The sequence below is a fragment of the Chthonomonas sp. genome (assembly GCF_035294505.1).
In the GTDB taxonomy this organism is placed as follows: domain Bacteria; phylum Armatimonadota; class Chthonomonadetes; order Chthonomonadales; family Chthonomonadaceae; genus Chthonomonas.
This window is the reverse complement of sequence record NZ_DATGKU010000125.1, coordinates 1-16,132: the sequence shown is the minus strand read 5'-3', so window position 1 is coordinate 16,132 and position 16,132 is coordinate 1. Positions and strand designations below refer to the sequence as shown.

15 protein-coding genes are annotated in these 16,132 nt (G+C 56.5%); 1 reads left to right on the top strand and 14 read right to left on the bottom strand.

All coding sequences use genetic code 11. The features are described from left to right. Positions 1–224 precede the first annotated feature (224 nt). Complete coding sequence (gene hemW, locus VKV18_RS07470) at positions 225–1,400, top strand: radical SAM family heme chaperone HemW (RefSeq protein ID WP_324203586.1); 1,176 nt, start codon at positions 225–227, stop codon at positions 1,398–1,400. Between the two features lie 38 nt (positions 1,401–1,438). On the opposite strand, the gene VKV18_RS07465 is transcribed toward hemW, so the two are convergent. From VKV18_RS07465 to VKV18_RS07400, 14 genes are all read right to left on the bottom strand, one after another. After that, positions 1,439–2,338 carry a hypothetical protein gene (locus VKV18_RS07465; RefSeq protein ID WP_324203585.1) on the bottom strand — a complete coding sequence of 300 codons (900 nt, stop codon included), beginning with the start codon at positions 2,336–2,338 and terminating at the stop codon, positions 1,439–1,441. Next, a complete protein-coding gene (locus VKV18_RS07460; RefSeq protein WP_324203584.1) occupies positions 2,335–3,738 on the bottom strand; it encodes an amidase in 1,404 nt (467 codons plus the stop codon). Before VKV18_RS07460 ends, VKV18_RS07465 begins: the two co-directional genes overlap by 4 nt. Before the next feature lie 12 nt (positions 3,739–3,750). Next, the gene (locus VKV18_RS07455; protein ID WP_324203583.1) at positions 3,751–3,981 is read right to left on the bottom strand and encodes a hypothetical protein; all 231 of its coding nucleotides are present in this window, start codon (positions 3,979–3,981) and stop codon (positions 3,751–3,753) included. A 116-nt stretch (positions 3,982–4,097) separates the two neighbouring features. Continuing rightward, positions 4,098–5,867 (bottom strand): sensor domain-containing diguanylate cyclase, encoded by a 1,770-nt coding sequence (locus VKV18_RS07450; RefSeq protein ID WP_324203582.1) that lies wholly within the window; start codon positions 5,865–5,867, stop codon positions 4,098–4,100. A 662-nt stretch (positions 5,868–6,529) separates the two neighbouring features. Then, the gene (locus VKV18_RS07445) at positions 6,530–7,804 is read right to left on the bottom strand and encodes a glycoside hydrolase family 140 protein (protein ID WP_324203581.1); all 1,275 of its coding nucleotides are present in this window, start codon (positions 7,802–7,804) and stop codon (positions 6,530–6,532) included. A gap of 27 nt (positions 7,805–7,831) precedes the next feature. Beyond that, complete coding sequence (locus VKV18_RS07440) at positions 7,832–9,493, bottom strand: NAD(P)-dependent oxidoreductase (protein WP_324203580.1); 1,662 nt, start codon at positions 9,491–9,493, stop codon at positions 7,832–7,834. A gap of 3 nt (positions 9,494–9,496) precedes the next feature. Further along, positions 9,497–10,159 (bottom strand): cyclase family protein, encoded by a 663-nt coding sequence (locus VKV18_RS07435; protein ID WP_324203579.1) that lies wholly within the window; start codon positions 10,157–10,159, stop codon positions 9,497–9,499. Further along, positions 10,156–11,202, bottom strand: coding sequence for a mevalonate kinase (gene mvk, locus VKV18_RS07430; protein WP_324203578.1), 1,047 nt, complete (start codon positions 11,200–11,202; stop codon positions 10,156–10,158). Before mvk ends, VKV18_RS07435 begins: the two co-directional genes overlap by 4 nt. Then, positions 11,192–12,019 carry an SDR family oxidoreductase gene (locus VKV18_RS07425; RefSeq protein ID WP_324203577.1) on the bottom strand — a complete coding sequence of 276 codons (828 nt, stop codon included), beginning with the start codon at positions 12,017–12,019 and terminating at the stop codon, positions 11,192–11,194. Before VKV18_RS07425 ends, mvk begins: the two co-directional genes overlap by 11 nt. Further along, on the bottom strand, positions 12,016–13,032 hold the full coding sequence (locus VKV18_RS07420) for an NAD-dependent epimerase/dehydratase family protein (protein ID WP_324203576.1): 1,017 nt from the start codon (positions 13,030–13,032) through the stop codon (positions 12,016–12,018). The genes VKV18_RS07425 and VKV18_RS07420 overlap by 4 nt, the downstream gene beginning before the upstream one ends. After that, a complete protein-coding gene (locus VKV18_RS07415; RefSeq protein ID WP_324203575.1) occupies positions 13,029–14,075 on the bottom strand; it encodes a Gfo/Idh/MocA family oxidoreductase in 1,047 nt (348 codons plus the stop codon). Before VKV18_RS07415 ends, VKV18_RS07420 begins: the two co-directional genes overlap by 4 nt. After that, on the bottom strand, positions 14,072–14,836 hold the full coding sequence (locus VKV18_RS07410; RefSeq protein WP_324203574.1) for a FadR/GntR family transcriptional regulator: 765 nt from the start codon (positions 14,834–14,836) through the stop codon (positions 14,072–14,074). The genes VKV18_RS07415 and VKV18_RS07410 overlap by 4 nt, the downstream gene beginning before the upstream one ends. After that, on the bottom strand, positions 14,829–15,857 hold the full coding sequence (locus VKV18_RS07405; RefSeq protein WP_324203573.1) for a zinc-binding alcohol dehydrogenase family protein: 1,029 nt from the start codon (positions 15,855–15,857) through the stop codon (positions 14,829–14,831). Before VKV18_RS07405 ends, VKV18_RS07410 begins: the two co-directional genes overlap by 8 nt. A 2-nt stretch (positions 15,858–15,859) precedes the next feature. Then, positions 15,860–16,132 (bottom strand): hypothetical protein (locus tag VKV18_RS07400; protein ID WP_324203572.1); only part of this gene is annotated, 273 nt, incomplete at its 5' end.

Sequence of the window (16,132 nt, the reverse complement as noted above, 5' to 3'; positions counted from 1 at the left end):
CTCCGCGCACGAAACTACATTATATCACACTATCAGGGCCTTTGTCAACATCGCCTTGCAGCAACATCTATCCAAACGTTGAGAGGCGATCTCTTCTTGATACGTCGGAAACAAGGGAATCTACGCCCTCTCTCATTGGGCTGTCTGCTTCGATAAGCAAAGTAAGGTAGAATCGCAAAAATGGATCCATGCCCGTCATGTCGCTTTGAGTTAAGGTCTTACCTATGACAAAACCGCTTTCACTGTACGTGCACATCCCTTTTTGCGTTCACCATTGCGCCTACTGCGACTTTAACACCTATGTGGAACCGGCCCAGAGCGCTCTGGTTAAGGAGACGGTGGAGGCAATCGGCCTTGATATTGCCAAAGCAAGCCACGAGCGCGTAGAAGGCAAGCCGCTGTGCGAACGCCCGCTTGCCACCATCTACTTTGGAGGCGGCACCCCCACCTTCTTAAGCGTTGAACAGCTTACAGAGCTTATGGCAACGATTCGCTCTCATTTTCCCCTATTGCCCGACGCCGAAATCTCCAGTGAAGCGAACCCTACCTCGGCAGATGTCGCCAAATTCGCCGCCATGCACGCCCTCGGATTCAACCGCATTAGCATCGGTATCCAGGCTTTCGATAACGCTTTACTTACCGCGCTCGATCGCTTCCATACCACTGCAGAGGCCGTGCACGCCTACCATGCCGCACGAGAGGCTGGCTTTACAAACGTGAATCTCGACCTGATGTTTGGCCTTCCGAAACAGACTCTGCCTCTTTGGCAAGCCACTCTTGAACAGGCCGTTCAGCTTGCCCCAGAGCATCTCTCCCTCTACGCCCTTACCATTGAGCCGGGCACCCGCTTCGAGCGCCTCCATGTTGGAGGCCGGTTGGTCTTACCCGATGACGACACCGTTGTAGCGATGTATGAATATGCGCAGCAACGCTTGTTGCAGGCCGGCTATGTGCACTACGAGATCAGCAACTTCTCTCTTCCCGGGTTTGCCTGTCGTCACAACCTCGTTTATTGGCACAACGAGGAGTATCTGGGTGTAGGCCCCGGAGCCGTCTCTTATGTGGGAGGGCGACGTTGGAAGCGTGAGCGCCTCCCGCAACGTTATGTGCAGAAGATGAAAAGCGGCGAAAACCTCTGCGTGGAAGAGGAGTGTCTGGCCCCTCCGCGGGCGTTAGACGAAACCCTTTTGCTGGGTCTGCGCCTTCGCGCCGGCATCTCACTCAACGCCCTACGCGACCGATTCGGCCTCGACCCTCTCGCCCGCTATAGACGCGGGATTGAGAAGCTCGTGCAGCAAGGCCTGCTTGAGTGGAACGACGATAGGCTGCGCGTCAGCACCAAAGGCCTCCCCATTACCGATTCGGTGATCGTGGAGCTTTTGGCCGGTGCCGAACCGTAACGATTCAGCGCAACGCCCTTTTGTCCGCATCGGCTCCTCTATTTTCGCCGATGCCTAGCCGCTTGAAGCGTGATGCTGCGCACCAGCACGGTGCCGTCACGTTTGTGCTGCAGATGCACCGTCACCAAAAGCCCCGGTTTCAACTCGCCCTCCTCTAGCGCTTTTGTGTGGGAGGTTCGCGCACGGGCCGTTTCGGTGGGGATAGGCATGTCGAGCGTGCGTCGTTCCCCTAACTCCGTTTGCAGGGTAAAGGTATGGGCTTGGCTATCCACCGCCACAATCTTGCCGTGTAGGGTGGTGGCCAACTGTTCCTTAAGCAGCAGGGCCTGATGATGCGTATCGGCCACGGCGCGCGCCACTATGCCGCCATCGGAACGGGCGCGGGGAACGATCCATATTCTGTCCCCGGGGCGAAAAGGGTTGGCGGGTACTTGAGAGCCTTTAATGCCCCACAAGGTATCATCGCTCAGGCCGTAAGCGAAGTCTATGTTTGCGCCGTTCAATCGCACCTGCAGCTGGTCTTCCGTGGCGGATTCAAAGGTGGCTTCCACGATGTCGCGACGCAGGTGCTGTAGCCATCGCCAACTTTGGGGATCGGCCAGGTCTACAACAAGGCGGCGGCTCTCGCCACGAGAGCGACGCAGGTGGGCGATTACCGTTTGCCCCTCCTTAAAGGCGTCGCGAGTTACGGCTTGCCGATTGCGCCAGTAGCGCGTCTGGTCGGTGAGATGCACGGTTTCCACACCGCCGCCAATATGCAGGGTAAGCGCCTCGGCATCCATCTTCAGGATGGAGCCTTGAACGATGTTGGAGCTGCGTTTTTTGACGGCCTTTGGCGAGACCACCGGAGGTGTTTTACCGCCCGAAGAGGGCGCAATGGAAGGCGCTTGCCAACCGATGAGCAGCAGGCAGAGAGACGAAAAGAAAAGAGCTTTCATAAACTTGGATGCTTTCTATGCCAATCGGTCTCTCGTTGATAGGTCATCCCGAGGGCAAGAATGGCCTCTTCACCGCCTGGAGGGCCGATGATTTCAAGCCCAAGCGGCAGGTTCTCTTTTCCAAAGCCCATAGGGATGGAAAGCGACGGCCAACCGGCCAGATTGCCCGGCCCCCCGTTTCCACCCCAAGGCTCTGTGCCGGCGCTGAGGGGTTTGGAGACTTCGGGTGCCACGGTGAGAAGGGTGGGCGCAATAAGGAGGTCGAAACGCGCCCAGAGCGCGTTGAGGGCCTGGATGGCTATTTTGCGAATGCGCTGGGCACGCAGATAGTCGGCAGAGGAGATGGAAAGCCCGGCAATAAGGCCTGCCTGCTGCTGAGGGTCGGCCAGGAGTTGCAGGCGTTCGCTGCGGATAAGCCCTTCAAAGGCGGCCGAGCCTTCCGCCATTACGATGAGCGATGCGGCTTCGTTGTAGGGAATATCGGGTGGATAGGAGGCCTCTTCTATGTGAAAGTTTCGTTCCCGGAACACGGCCAAAGCCTCCTCAAAGGCTTTTTGAACCTCAGGAACCTTAGAGGTGTCGTGCGGCAGCACACCGAGTCGAATAGGGCGTCGTCTGCGGCTTACAAGCGGCTGGGCACGGAATCGAAAGCCGATGGGAGCACAGGTGGCATCGAGCGGGTCTGGGCCGGCGATCGCCTGCAGAATAAAGCCGCAATCTTCGGCAGAGCGTGCCATGGGGCCGATCTTATCGAGAGTCCAACAGAGCGTCATCGCGCCGTGGCGGCTTACTCTTCCGTAGGTAGGGCGCAGACCGCTAATGCCGCAGAAAGCGGCGGGCACGGTGATGCTGCCCCAGGTCTCCGTACCTAAGGCAAAACCGACCAGGCCGGCACTCACGGCGGCCCCAGAGCCCGAGGAGGAACCGCCGGCCCATCGGCTGGGGTTCCATGGGCAGCGACAAGGCCCCTCCAACGACGCTGCGGGGGAGTCGTAGCCCCCACCTCCGGCCAGCTCGATCATGCTTAGTTTGGCCACCAGCACCGCGCCGGCCTCGCGCAGCTTGCGAATGACGGTGGCATCGTAGTTGAAAATCTGGTCTTTATGGGCAGGCGATCCCCACCGTGTGGGGATATTTTTTGTGGCCAAAAGGTCTTTGGCGCCGTAGGGCACGCCGTGGAGAGGGCCACGGCTGTAGCCTTTGGCAAGCTCCTCATCCGCCTGACGCGCTTGGGCGAGGGCCAGTTCGGGAGTTAGCTCGGCCACGGCGTTCAGCGAACGACCGATCTTTTCCAACCGTTCCAGGTAAAGGCGCGTTAACTCGACCGAAGAGAGCCTCTTCTCTCGAATCAGCCTCCCCAGTTCAACCGCGCTAAGATAATGAAGCGGAATCTCTGACATCGGTAGGGGCTTTCAGACGGGACGACGGCCCAAAGGAAAGATCGGCAGGAGGGTGGCAGGCTCGCTATCTCCATCTTGCAGAGGGAATTTGCGGAGCGCCAGGATGGTCGCTTTTAATTCCTGCAGTTGCTGTGGCAACAGACGGCGCTGCGCTTCGGTCAGCGAGAGATGGTGCTGTTCAATCAAAAGCGCAATACTTTTCTCTATATCGTTCTTTTCGTTGGAAGTTGTTGTTCGCTGCACGGACATGCCCTCCTCGGAATTATTGGGCGAGATCAGCAGGCCGAGCGAGGTCACCAAGAGTTCACGACGGGTTGCTCTGAAACCCCTATCTTTGTTCGTGCGTCGTGACATTTTCCTCACGCCCAGATCACACAGTTTTTGCCGGCGCGTTTCGCGCGATAGAGGGCTTCATCGGCCCGTTCGATCAGCTCGGCTGGGTTAAGGGCATCTTCCGGGTAGGCCGCCACACCAATGCTAACGGTACGTCGCACAGGGCCTCTATCGGTGAGAATGACCCCGTACTCTTCCACAGCCGCGCGAAGACGTTCGGCCAGCAAGCAGGCTTCGTGCTTTCCGGTTTCCGGTAGAATCACCAGAAACTCTTCGCCTCCGTAGCGCCCCACATGGTCTACGGAGCGCACGCTTGTGCGCAACACGGTGGCGATGCTACGCAGAAGCTGATCGCCTTGAAGATGCCCATAGGTATCGTTGAAGCTCTTGAAGCTATCCACATCGAGCATAAGAATGGAGAAGGTGCGGTGGTAACGCGCAGCACGCTGCAGTTCCTCCCGAAGCAGTTCCATGGTGTGGCGCTGATTCCAAAGGCCCGTAAGGCCATCGGAGATGGCCTGGATGCGTATCTGTTCGTGGACGAAAAAGTTTTCGAGGGCGATGGTGGCCAGCGGCATGAGGGCTTCAAGGCGCTCTAAATCCTCAAGCAAAAAGGGATTGCTTGCCGGGCGCACCCAATGCGCGACGCCCAGTATCTGCTCCCTTACCACAATGGGATAGAGAATCCAGGAGCCGGAGGCCATCTCATGATGGGCGCGATGGACGTCGGTGGCGGCATCCAAGATGAGGCGAGGGCGCACGCGGGCGGCTGCGTGGCCTACTAATCCGTGCCCGAAGTGGTACTTCCTACCGGCAAAGGGGCCTTTGTCGGGAAGGGCAACGGCGGGATAGAAATCGCCTGTGCCGGCTTCCGGCAGCCAAACGAGGGAGCGCTCGCACTGCAGCAGCTCCTGAGCGAGCTTAAGAAATCGTTCGAGAAGCTGTTCGGGGCGTTCGGAGCCGGCCGCTTTTAGCCCGGCCCGGCCTAAAGCTTCGGCGATTTGAAGCTGACGATGCAACCCGTTCACCTCATGGCTAAGGCGCAGGGTCGCGGCGGCAAGCAGCAGCAGAAGCCCCACAGGCAGGCAGACGATGGGGCCGTAGGCAAGCCGGAGGGGAATGAGTAAGAGAATGGGAAGAAGCCCCACGCTGTAAACGAGAGTGTTCATCGCGAGGTTACGCCGCATCTCCACCCGCTTAACGCGCGGTGGTGGGGCCAGAAGCGATAGGGCAAGTTCAAGCCCAACAAAGATGCAAGCGGCAAGCAAGCCCAAAGAGAGCACATGAGAGAGGTCGTTGGGGGCGAAGCGCACCGGCAACCGATTCCAAAAAATCGCAACGGCCAGGGAGGCCAATGCGAGTTGGCCGCCCTGAAAACGCGTGTAGCCTCGATAGGCTCCGCCTTTTACCCAAAACCGTGCCCGTAGGAAGTGGGCGGCGAGGGCGCTCGCCGCAGCTACCCCAGGCGATATCCATATGGCCAGGCCAAAGGCGGTTGGGCCGGTGAAGGTGAACGGGCGATAGTTCGAGTCGACAAGAGGGAGAGAGCTGACCAGCAGCAACAGCAGGGTGGCGATGCCCCAAACCCCAAACTCATGCGGATGGAAAGGCTTGTGCAGGGCGTAGGCGAAGAGCGCCACCAGTCCTACCCCGAAGACCAGATCGTAAAGGCGGGCACGCCGCGCGGTTTTTGGGAGCGAAGTCGTGGATGCTTTTGAGATGGAGGGTAGCGAGGGATCGTGAAACCCCTCGAGGTTTTCTAAGCCATGCCCCATCTGTGGTGGATCGAAGTTCATTTCGACAAGTTCCGTTCTCGCCAGCCCCGAACAGCGGAAACAACCGGTACAACAGCATCATAACAGGGTCACCCTTTGATACAACTATGGGGACTCAAGCTGATTATATCATTTTTCAGCAACTTTTACAAGTAAGCTAACGCTTGATCTCCTTTGGCAACTAACTATAACCCTTTTTTCTATTCAAAACCCCGTTGAGGGCTCAGACACCAACAGTATTCACTTAAACCAACAGTATTCACTTAATTTAATCGTCTCTTCTTATCAAGGCCAACAGCGCTGCGCTCGTGGCCGACGCTCTTCCCCCTCATCCGCCAGGACGACCGGATGGGCTAGAGAGGGCAAACTGGATGGGCTTATCGAGGGGTAGGTCTTGTGCCTACCCCTACCATATCGCGTGGGCTGATTGAGCGGATAGGAACGCCGGCCAACCTACCATGCGGCGGGCAGAAGTGCCTCGGCGGTCAACGCCGTCATCCCTTACGCTAGGGCACACACGTTCGGCAGGAGCTGCTGTTCACCCCACCACGACAGCCCTCATGTCCTCACGAGGCCAATTGAGAACCGCATGGGAGGCCCATGGATAGGCGCTCGTCCCTAAGCTACGCAACGGCTGCTGCCGCTTGTGCGCGCGCATCATGGAGCCATGAGAGTACTGGTGGTTACACCTTATCAAGCACAAGTACCCAGTCTTCCCCTTTGCCTGCGGAGGGCGCAACGAACTCTATCTCGCCTCCAGCTCCGATCTCCCCTAAAAGGTGGTGAATGCCGGTACGCGGATCGAACCATTGGGCGCGAAAGCGCTGCTCCGCCAAAGGCCTTAGGTTCGCTACAAAGCGCCCGCCGTAAGGCAGGTAGAAGAGCGCATAACGGTTTTCTCGATCGCGCGTGACGGCGATATGATGAAGCGGATCGTTGGCATCGGCAGCAAAAAGGCTTTGGTCTGGAATTCGGCTTAGGAAGGGGCGCGACTCGATGAGCCTGCGAAGATGGCGCATCTGGCCGGCTCCCGGCAGATGGAGCGCCTCTCTCCACGGCGTGCGCGCCCAGCTGATGGGCGGATGCAGTGTGGGATCGAAGAATTGCCAAATATCGTGGCAGCCGTAGGTGTGGCCGAACGCCCCGGAAAACACCGCCCAGTAGGCAAAGCGTCGCACGTCGTTGGCATCGAGGTAGCCTTTTTGAGGATTAAAGTCTATTGGGTGGTCTTCATATCCCGGCTCTCCATCTAGACAGGGTTTGGTGGGTTGGTGGGCATAGTCTTGAGCCAGCAGTTGCCAGGTAGACCGTTCGCGCCCATGGCCGGTCTGATACATATGGAAATCTAACCAGGGTTCATCGGGGAGATATTCTATGGAGGAGTGTGTGCCGGGGGGATGAAACGTGCGCAGATGCGCCCCGGCATCGCCGCTAGCAAGCCCCTCTGCCAGAGCGCGCAGAATAGCGCGATGGGTATCGGTTTCTACCGGTCTATCGCCACCCAATATCCAGATGAGCGAGGCGTTTCGGTATCGTTTGCCGAGAAACTCGCCGTAGGCTCGTGCATTTTCAGGGGTAAAGATTTCGGGACCAACACCCCACTTTTTGTTCCATTTATCGCCCCAGGTGGGCAGCATTCCGATGGTTAGCCCCAGCGATTCCGCATACTGCACCACTCGATCAACGTGGGCAAAGTAGTCCTCATTCGGCTTGGTGGGGTCGTTGTTGTGCAGGGGGGTATGTCCATAGCGATTTGGCTCGTTGAGGCCGTCGAATTCGGCCAGGGCGACAGCTTGGATGACGGTAAAGCCTTTTGCAGCGCGATCGTGCAGATAGTGCTTGGCCTCTTCAAAGGTAAGGCGATGAAACAGCTCCCAGGCGGTATCGCCTAGGTAGAAGAAGGGCGTTCCGTCTTCATAGACAAGGAATCGGCGGTTATCACTGACTTTTAATCTCATAAACCTGGTTTCACCTTTTTGCAGATTTTAGACAATACGGTAGAGTGGTTCTTGCCCGTGAAGAACGCGGAGCACGTTTTCCGCAACGCTTTCGCCCATGCGGCGCAACCCTTCTTGGGTCTGGCCTCCACAGTGGGGCATCGCGATGAAGTTGGGCAGCGAAAGGAGAGGATGTTTTCCGGGCGGCTCTTTTAAAAACACATCGGAAGCCGCCCCGGCGATCCGGCCCTCTTTTAAAGCCTGATAGAGCGCTTCCTCGTCTACCAACTCTCCTCGCGAGGTATTGATGAGATAGGCGGTAGGTTTCATGCACTGCAGTTGCGGCCTACCGATAAGCCTTTGAGTTTGCGGCGTGACCGGCACGTGCAAGGAGACAAAGTCGGCCCTCTCTAGCAGCGTTTCAAGAGGCATCAGCTCCACCCCCCAAGAGGTTACAAAGTTTTGATCGGGCTGGGCTTCTGTGGCGACTACGTTCATTTCAAACGCTTTGGCGCGTCGGCAGAGCGTTTTGCCGATCTGCCCAAGTCCCACAATCCCAAGAGTTTTGCCTTTTAGTTCCACGCCCACAAAACGTCGCCACTGTCCGGCTTTTACGGCGGCATCGCCTTGCGGCAGTTGGCGCGCCAAAGCCAACATAAAGCCAAAGGCAAGCTCTGCCACCGACTCGGCAATGGCGCTGCCCGTAAGAGTAACAGGAATATGGCGTGCCCTTGCCGCCTCGAGAGCGATGTTTTCATAGCCGACTCCATGTTTGGCGATCAGTTTGAGCTTCGGAGCGGCCTCGATAACCCGCGAGGTAACCGGCTCTGTGCCGGAGATAAGGACATCGGCCGTACCAATACGACTTAACAGCTCCTCCTCTGTAGGCGCGCGCTCCAGCTCAAAACCGGTTAAAATACAACCGGCCGCCTTCAGCTTTTCGATGACCTCCGGGCAGTTTTTGCCAAATGAGCGAGAGGCCACAAGCACCTCAAACCTCGCTACGCCCGAAGCAGAGGGTGTAGAGATGGATGGGGTTGTGGGTTGAGACGGCTCCAAAAGCTGACGTAGGTGCGCCAACCAGGCGGCTTTATCGCTTTCACGATGCAAAGCGGCCCCAATAGGTAGCGAACTCGCCCCTGCACGGCACACTTCCACACAGTGCGGTGTTTCTAGACCCCCTGCAGCCTGCAAATCTATGGGAAGCCCAAGAGCATCTATCCGCTTGCGCACCTCACGTATGCGCTCTAATGTGAGATTTTGAAAGCTACGCCCACGTTGTCCTTCGCCGGTAACACGGCCTAGCAACAGCACAGCATCCAGAAAAGGCAGAGTAGCATCCAGTACACTAAGCGAGGTTCCCAGAGCCAAGCAAAGCCCCACCTTCAACCCTCTCTCGCGCACCGCATAGATAGTTTCATAAAGTAGGGGTGTGCTTTCGGCCGGAAGAAAGATGAGGTTAACGCCTGCATCGGCAAGAGGTTGAAGAAAACGCAGAGGCTCTTGCACGGCGAGATGAACCTCGAATGGCTTCTGCGAGAGCGGGCGTAGGGTGGCAATGGTTTTAGGCGCAAAGGCCTGGTCGGGCGTGAAATAGCCGTCGAATACGTCGAAATGAAAGAAGTCTATGCCGGCCGCCTCCGTCTGAAGCAGCTCTTCTCCAAGGCGGCTATGGTCGGCATTAAAAAGCGCAGATCCGATGCGAATCATCTTCTACTCCGTGAAAGGGGTTCCCACGAGGGCTACCGCGCGAATCGGCGACGCATCCAGCCCCTTCACAGGCAGCGGCAACCCGATAAAGAAGAAGCGCTGGGTGGGGATTTTGTCGAGGTTGCAAAGGCACTCTACCACAGGAATATCGTTGCCCTCTTTGAAGAAGAGATGATGGTTCGGGTGGTCTTTGTGTCCCCCACGCACCTCAAAGCCGGAGGAGTCGGTTCCAAGCAACTTAATTTTTCGGTCGTAGACCAGCCATTCGGCGGCCTCTTCGCTGACATAGGGACGTGCGTGTGAATCTTTCGTGCGATAGAGATGGTCGCGCCCCTCCCACAGGATCACGATGTCACCAAGACGAATATCGCCTGCTTGTTGGAAATCTTGCAGGGTGATCGGTTCATCTTTCTGTTTATGGCGAAAGTCAAGGCGAATGGCCGGCCCCATAAACCGCTCGGCAGGGAAGCTTGCTGTGTCTTTGCCACCGGCATAAAAGTGCAACGACACCTCGACATGGGTACCGGAATGGGACCACATGTAGACGTCATGCATAATATCGCCGGTTGGGGTCTCTCTAGGCTTGCCGCGCTGCTTTATCTCAACCGAGTACTGCTCCTCTCCTGGAAGAAGAACATGGGTAAGGTCAATGATCTGAAAGTTCATCGTTTCTCCTCTATTTTCTCTATTTTTGCTCCTTCCACACCGATGGAGGGGGCATAAATTTCCGTACAGGTCTTCCGAAGTGCCGAAATAACGGCCTCCTTGACTGCGGGGGAGACCAGGGCGATCACGATGCCGCCTCCACCCGATCCGGCTAATTTGGCCCCATAGGCGCCGGCATCTAGGGCCACACGAACGAGCGCCTCTATTTCCGGGCAGGAGACGCCGGCCTTTTCCAAAACAAGCTGATTAAGCCATAGCAGATGTCCTAGCTGCTGCCAGTTGCCTTGTGCCAGGAGAGGCTCCGCAGAGTGAGCCAGCTCTCCGATGGTTTCGAAGTAGGTTTTAAAACGGCGAGGGTTTTCGGCCTCGCGTTGTTTAAGCGCGCGGTTAACCTCGGCGGTGGCGGCATTCACTCCCGTGTGGGCAATAACGAGGTCGAGTCCAGGAGAAAACAGCAAGGAGCGTGCTAACCCTTTACCGGAATAGCCGATGACCCCGCCTAACAGCGACGTTTGCGTGTCGAGGGCGGAGGCGATGCCACCGTGAGCCACGATATCGCCGTGATGCGCCCAGTCGGCACGACGCAGAAGGTCATTTTCCGCTTGTAACAGAGGTGCCACCGCCGCTGCCAGCGCAGTAAAGGCCGCGCCTCCAGAGCCTAACCCAGAGGAGGCAGGAATGCTGCTCTGCCACTCGATACGAAGCCCCTGAGGGAGACTATCACCAAAAGCATAGCCGAGAAGATAGAGGGCGGGAGCAAAATAGTTATCAAGTTTTATACGACGTATGTCGTCATATTTCTCATGCTTTCTCAAGTCCTCTATCTGATGCGTTAGGGAGAGAACTTCTTCGCGTGAAAAGAGAGACTGTTTGCCGCCTCCTGTCAGAAAGATATGCGAGCCTTCCACTCTCAACTCACAACGCGTATAGAGGCCAACGGCCGTGGCAACGGCGGGTTGCCCCCTATTGATGGCGTGCTCCCCGAAAAGAATCACCTTTGCCGGAGCCGTAGCATGAACGCATAAGGGAACGCTAGGGGTCATTTTCGCAGCTCTCCTCCCAGTCATCCCACCATCCTCCGGCCAGAAAGCCGCCATCCACAACGAAGGCCTGTCCGGTTGTGTAAGCGGAAGCCTGCGAACAGAGATAGATGACCGCCCCCACAAGCTCTTCGGGTTGGCCTGGTCGCCCCATAGGGATACGCTCGGTTAACCAGCGACGGCGCTTCGGGTCACCCCATATAGACTCTTCAGTAAGGGGGGTAAGGATAAAACCGGGGATAAGACAGTTCACCTGGATATTATCTCGCGCCCACTCTACCGCGAGAGTGCGCGTGAGCTGAAGCAGTGCTGCTTTACTCATGCCGTATACGCCCACGCCACCAAGCCCCCAAACAGAGGTGATCGATCCCACAAGAACCACCTTGCCGTTGCCGCTCGCCTTCAGAGAAGGATAGGCGGCCTGGGAGAGGAGAAAAGGGGCCTTCAGGTTCACTGCTATCACCTCCTCGAACTCATGAGGGGTAGCACGGACTACGGGATTACGGCGATTCATGCCAGCATTATTGATGAGTATATCCATATGGCCACATCGCCTAACAACCTCTTCCATGAGATGGCGACAGGCCGTTTCATCGGCGAGGTCTGCAGGGAAAACAGAGGCAGAACCGTTGGCTTGTTCTATCTGATGCGCGGTTTCATGCAATCTTTCTAGTGAGCGTCCCTGCAGGGCAACATGAGCACCGGCCTTTGCAAGCCCAACGGCGATGGCACGCCCGATGCCGCTGCTGGCTCCGGTTACGAGCGCAACGCGATTGTTTAGCGAGAAGAGACTTTCGAGAAAAGCGTTTGCGTTGCTCATAACGCCTCTTTCTCCAGCAGCGATTCGAGCCGGCGCCATCGCTGCAGCACAGTCTCGTACTCGGTGTCGGCATCGCTGTTTTCAAATCCACCGTTGGCTTCGTACCAAGCGGCCATACGCTGCACTCCCTCTGTGAAGGAGATGGTATAGCGAAAGCCAAGGTCAGCTTGCGCTGGTGAGTTATCAAAGATGTTATTGTAAGAAAAATTGACTTTCGTGATCCAAGCGCGTTTTGGAGAAAGTTGCACGAGCAGGTGCGTGGGAATCGCCACGAAAGTAGGCGGAGGCGCCCCTATAGCCTCGGCAGCCCGCTCATGATGCTGTTTCCAAGTCATCACCTCCTCCCCCGCTACATTGTAGGCACTGCCAAAGGCTTTGGGGTTACCAACTGCGTTGACAAACGCTCTGGCAACGTCTTCCGCATGACAATAGCACCACAGAGAGGTGCCGTCCCCATGCACGATAATCGGCTTTGCTTTGCGCAGGCGGTCAAGGTGGGCGCTGCCCGCCCCCAAAGAATAGAGCACCGTGCCACGGTCATGATAGGTTGCTGCCGGACGCAAAATGGTGACACAGAGGTCGCCGCGTTCGTGCGCCTGCAGAAAAAGATTTTCCATGATGGCCTTGTTATAGGCGTAGCTAAATTCGGAGGATGGGTTACGCGGTGCCTCTTCCCGGACGGGATAGGACGGAGCCGGTTTTGTATAGACGTCAACCGTGCTACAAAAGATGTATTGGCCTACCCGCCCTGAAAAAACGCGAATGGCGCACTCGGCCTCTTCAGGGTGGTAGCCAACCATATCTATAACGCAATCCAAAGGGCCTAGCTCTTTCATTTGAGCTTCAAAAGTTGCGAGTTGGGTGCGGTCGCCGTGGATGGTTCGCACATTTGCGGGAACCGGGCGTTCCGTTTTACCTCGGTTGTAAAGCCACACCTCCTCTCCTCGTTGGGCTAAAAGATGCGTTATAGGGGTGCTAATAAGGCCGGTACCCCCAATGATGAGTATCTTCATGTGAGCTTCCCTTTCTCTGTATGGGCAAAATGAATAACGCTATCGGTACGCGCCGATTCGTAAGAAGAGAAGACAAGTTGCATCGTTTTGAGGTTATCCTCAGCGGTCGTTTCGGGCGACTTACGCCTTTGAAGTCCTGCAAGCAGATCGGCATTACAAGGAATAAGGGCCGACTGAACCAGCAGATAGTCGGGATGCATCCACGGACGCGCTTCTGGTGCAAAGCGTTTCACGAACGTGCCTTCCGCGGTGGTTTCACGCACACGATAATCCAGACCTAGCTCCAGGGAGCCTTTCTCGCCTTCGATGAAGACCAGGGTTTGAAAAAGCGGGTCGTTTTCAAGAGGTGTCTCCGCCTCGGCGAGGTGAACCATTACCATAGTCGAGTTCATTCGCAGCATCACCGTGGCAGCGTCCTCACCGCGAATATCGGGGTGCACTCTGGCCGTTTGGCAGTAGAGCGAGCTAGCCTCTCCAAATAGACAGCGTGCCATATCGAGAATATGACTGCCCAAATCTGCGAGAATGAACTGCTCAAGCTCTTTAAGAGCTGGCTGCATAACAAAGGTAGGGTAGCCGGTAATACACTCAAGCCGGGCACGAAAAGGACGACCGATACGTTTCTGCTCTAGCGCGGCCTTTAAGGCCCGGAAAGGTTTTTGCCATCGGAAGTTTTCGTGAATAAAGAAGGGTACATTCGCCGACTTAGCGGCGGCCACCAGTTTCTCGGCATCCGCGTAGGAGGTAGCCATCGGTTTTTGGCAGATAGTGGGGATGCGGTGCGCAAGCAAGAGAGTAACCAGAGCGGCATGCGTTTCCGGCGGTGTGACGATATCAACAAAATCGAGCCGTTCGTGTGCAAGCAGCGATTCGGGATCGGTGTAGACGCGCGACACGTGGTGACGATGTGCGAGGTTTTCAGCCTTCTCTTGAATCGGGTCACATAGCGCGACGCATTCCACGCCCTCCAGCTCCTGCCAAGCGGAGAGTTGGTAGTGCGCCCAAAAGCCGGCTCCCAACATGGCAAACCGCAGGGGCTTCATTCTCTCTCCTCCGTTGCCTTCATCAAGGCCATTTGCGCTCGATTCATCACTTCCTCAGAGTCGATGAGGTGCTCCCACATCGCCTGTCTTGCCCCTTCGGCATCGCCACGCTGAATGTAGGTGAAAATAGCGCGATGATGATCGAGTGCGTTCTCGAAGGAGCCGCGCACATTTACCGCCAACCGCCTTACCTGCAGCATGATATCGGCTATGGACTCCAGCAGAAGGGGATAGAGAGGGTTTTGCGTTGCTTTGGCCAAGGTGTGATGAAATTCGACATCGTTTTGCACCCAACGGTCTCTAGCATCTGCCAGTCCGGCCATCTCATCGAGAAGAGCTTTCAAAGCGATTAAATCCTCTTTTGTACGGCGCAACGCGGCATGTTCGGCTATATCGAGTTCCAGCGTTCGACGCACCTCATGAATGTGTTGACCAACAACGCCCTGTGTGCCTTGACGAAGGTAAAAGGCGAGAGAGCGTGCCACCGTACGCGCTTCGGGCAGACGCACTATCGAGCCACCTCTTGGAGCCGATTCCAAAAGTCCTTTCGCCTCTAAGGCTACAATAGCTTCTCGAATAACCGTGCGGCTCACACCGAAGCGCTGGGCAAGTTCTCGTTCGGTTGGCAATTTGTCTCCAGGCTGAAGGCGGGACTCCTCGAGAAGAGATTCGATATTTTCAACGATACGGTTCGGCAGGGTGTTCTCTCGAGGCAGCACGGTAAACAGCTCTTTGTTTGAATTTTCCACCAGGTTAGACACGATGCACCTCCTCAGGGATAGTCAGAACACCCTTATGCACACGAGAGGGATGCTCGGTGAGATCGGCGAATACTTGCGGAGCTTCCCACATAGAAAAGGCGGTGGCGACACGAGGATAAGTGATCTGTCCGCCGGCGAGAAGCCTCAGGGCCTCTGGGAAACAGTTTACGGAAGCCCTCGATCCGAGGATGGTCATCTCTTTACGGGTAAAGTCTAACGCAGGAAGGGTTACCGTAGTTCCCTGTTTCACCAGGCCTAAGATAACGATGCGCCCAGCAGAGGCCACGAGGTCTACCGTCATCTCCATTGCCTTCGGATTGCCTGTAGCCTCCATAACGACCGGTGCGCCCTCGCCATTGGTCTGTTCACGAACGGTCTCAAGCAGATTCTCATGCGGAAGGACGGCAGCACCGAGCTTTTCCGCAATAGCCGCACGCTCCGGGTTGGTGTCGGTAGCCACCACATGGGCGCCGTAAGCGCGCGCCACCTCGATGAGCGCCAGACCGATCGGTCCACAACCGAGGATAAGCACATACTCCCCTGGCTTTACATCGCCTCGGCGGCATCCGTGTACGCCGATGGCAACCGGTTCGGCAAAGGAGGCCTGAAAGAGCGAGAGGCCTTCGGGCACTTTATGGATATGGGTGGCAGGAGCCACAATGAACTCTGCATATCCCCCAGGGCGATGGGCACCCAGAATTTGCAGATTAGTGCAGCAGTTTGAACGGCCTTGCCTACATGGGTAGCAAGCACCACACCCCAAAAAAGGCTCCACGACCACGGCATCCCCTTCGTGCAGGCCCTCGACATTGGCCCCAACGCTTTCCACCACACCGGCGATCTCATGGCCTCCAATAGCCGGGTAGACCACATAGGGATTCACGCCTTTATAGATATAGATATCTCCGGCGCAGATACCTGCTGCCACAACGGCCACACGTACCTCTCCCGCCTTCGGTTCCGGTGTGGGCCACTCCCCAATTCTCGCCTGTCGTGGGGCATCCATAATAAACGCACGCATTCTCAGAAAACTCCTTTAGCTAGATCAAGACGCACATAGGCGTAGGATGATAGCAGAAAAGGCTCGCCTTCAGAGAAGGTTCTCTCTTGGAAGGTGGAACGAAATATTTCCGGTGTCCATGTCGCTTCAGATAGGGTGGATTCATCCAGAGTACGTACCGACAGCGAGCCATTTAGTGCTGGTAGGGCAACCTGTTGCGGTTGTGCAGTAAGATTGGCAATGAAAAAAGCCATTTTCGAAGTGTTTTCCACGGCGAAGCCCAGCACCTCATTTGG

Coding starts and splice junctions, on each gene's coding strand:
- VKV18_RS07465 (WP_324203585.1), bottom strand. CDS start 2,338: ATGAAAGCTCTTTTCTTTTCGTCTCTCTGCCTGCTGCTCATCGGTTGG.
- VKV18_RS07450 (WP_324203582.1), bottom strand. CDS start 5,867: ATGAACTTCGATCCACCACAGATGGGGCATGGCTTAGAAAACCTCGAG.
- hemW (WP_324203586.1), top strand. CDS start 225: ATGACAAAACCGCTTTCACTGTACGTGCACATCCCTTTTTGCGTTCAC.
- VKV18_RS07460 (WP_324203584.1), bottom strand. CDS start 3,738: ATGTCAGAGATTCCGCTTCATTATCTTAGCGCGGTTGAACTGGGGAGG.
- mvk (WP_324203578.1), bottom strand. CDS start 11,202: ATGACCCCTAGCGTTCCCTTATGCGTTCATGCTACGGCTCCGGCAAAG.
- VKV18_RS07420 (WP_324203576.1), bottom strand. CDS start 13,032: ATGAAGATACTCATCATTGGGGGTACCGGCCTTATTAGCACCCCTATA.
- VKV18_RS07415 (WP_324203575.1), bottom strand. CDS start 14,075: ATGAAGCCCCTGCGGTTTGCCATGTTGGGAGCCGGCTTTTGGGCGCAC.
- VKV18_RS07425 (WP_324203577.1), bottom strand. CDS start 12,019: ATGAGCAACGCAAACGCTTTTCTCGAAAGTCTCTTCTCGCTAAACAAT.
- VKV18_RS07435 (WP_324203579.1), bottom strand. CDS start 10,159: ATGAACTTTCAGATCATTGACCTTACCCATGTTCTTCTTCCAGGAGAG.
- VKV18_RS07440 (WP_324203580.1), bottom strand. CDS start 9,493: ATGATTCGCATCGGATCTGCGCTTTTTAATGCCGACCATAGCCGCCTT.
- VKV18_RS07445 (WP_324203581.1), bottom strand. CDS start 7,804: ATGAGATTAAAAGTCAGTGATAACCGCCGATTCCTTGTCTATGAAGAC.
- VKV18_RS07405 (WP_324203573.1), bottom strand. CDS start 15,857: ATGCGTGCGTTTATTATGGATGCCCCACGACAGGCGAGAATTGGGGAG.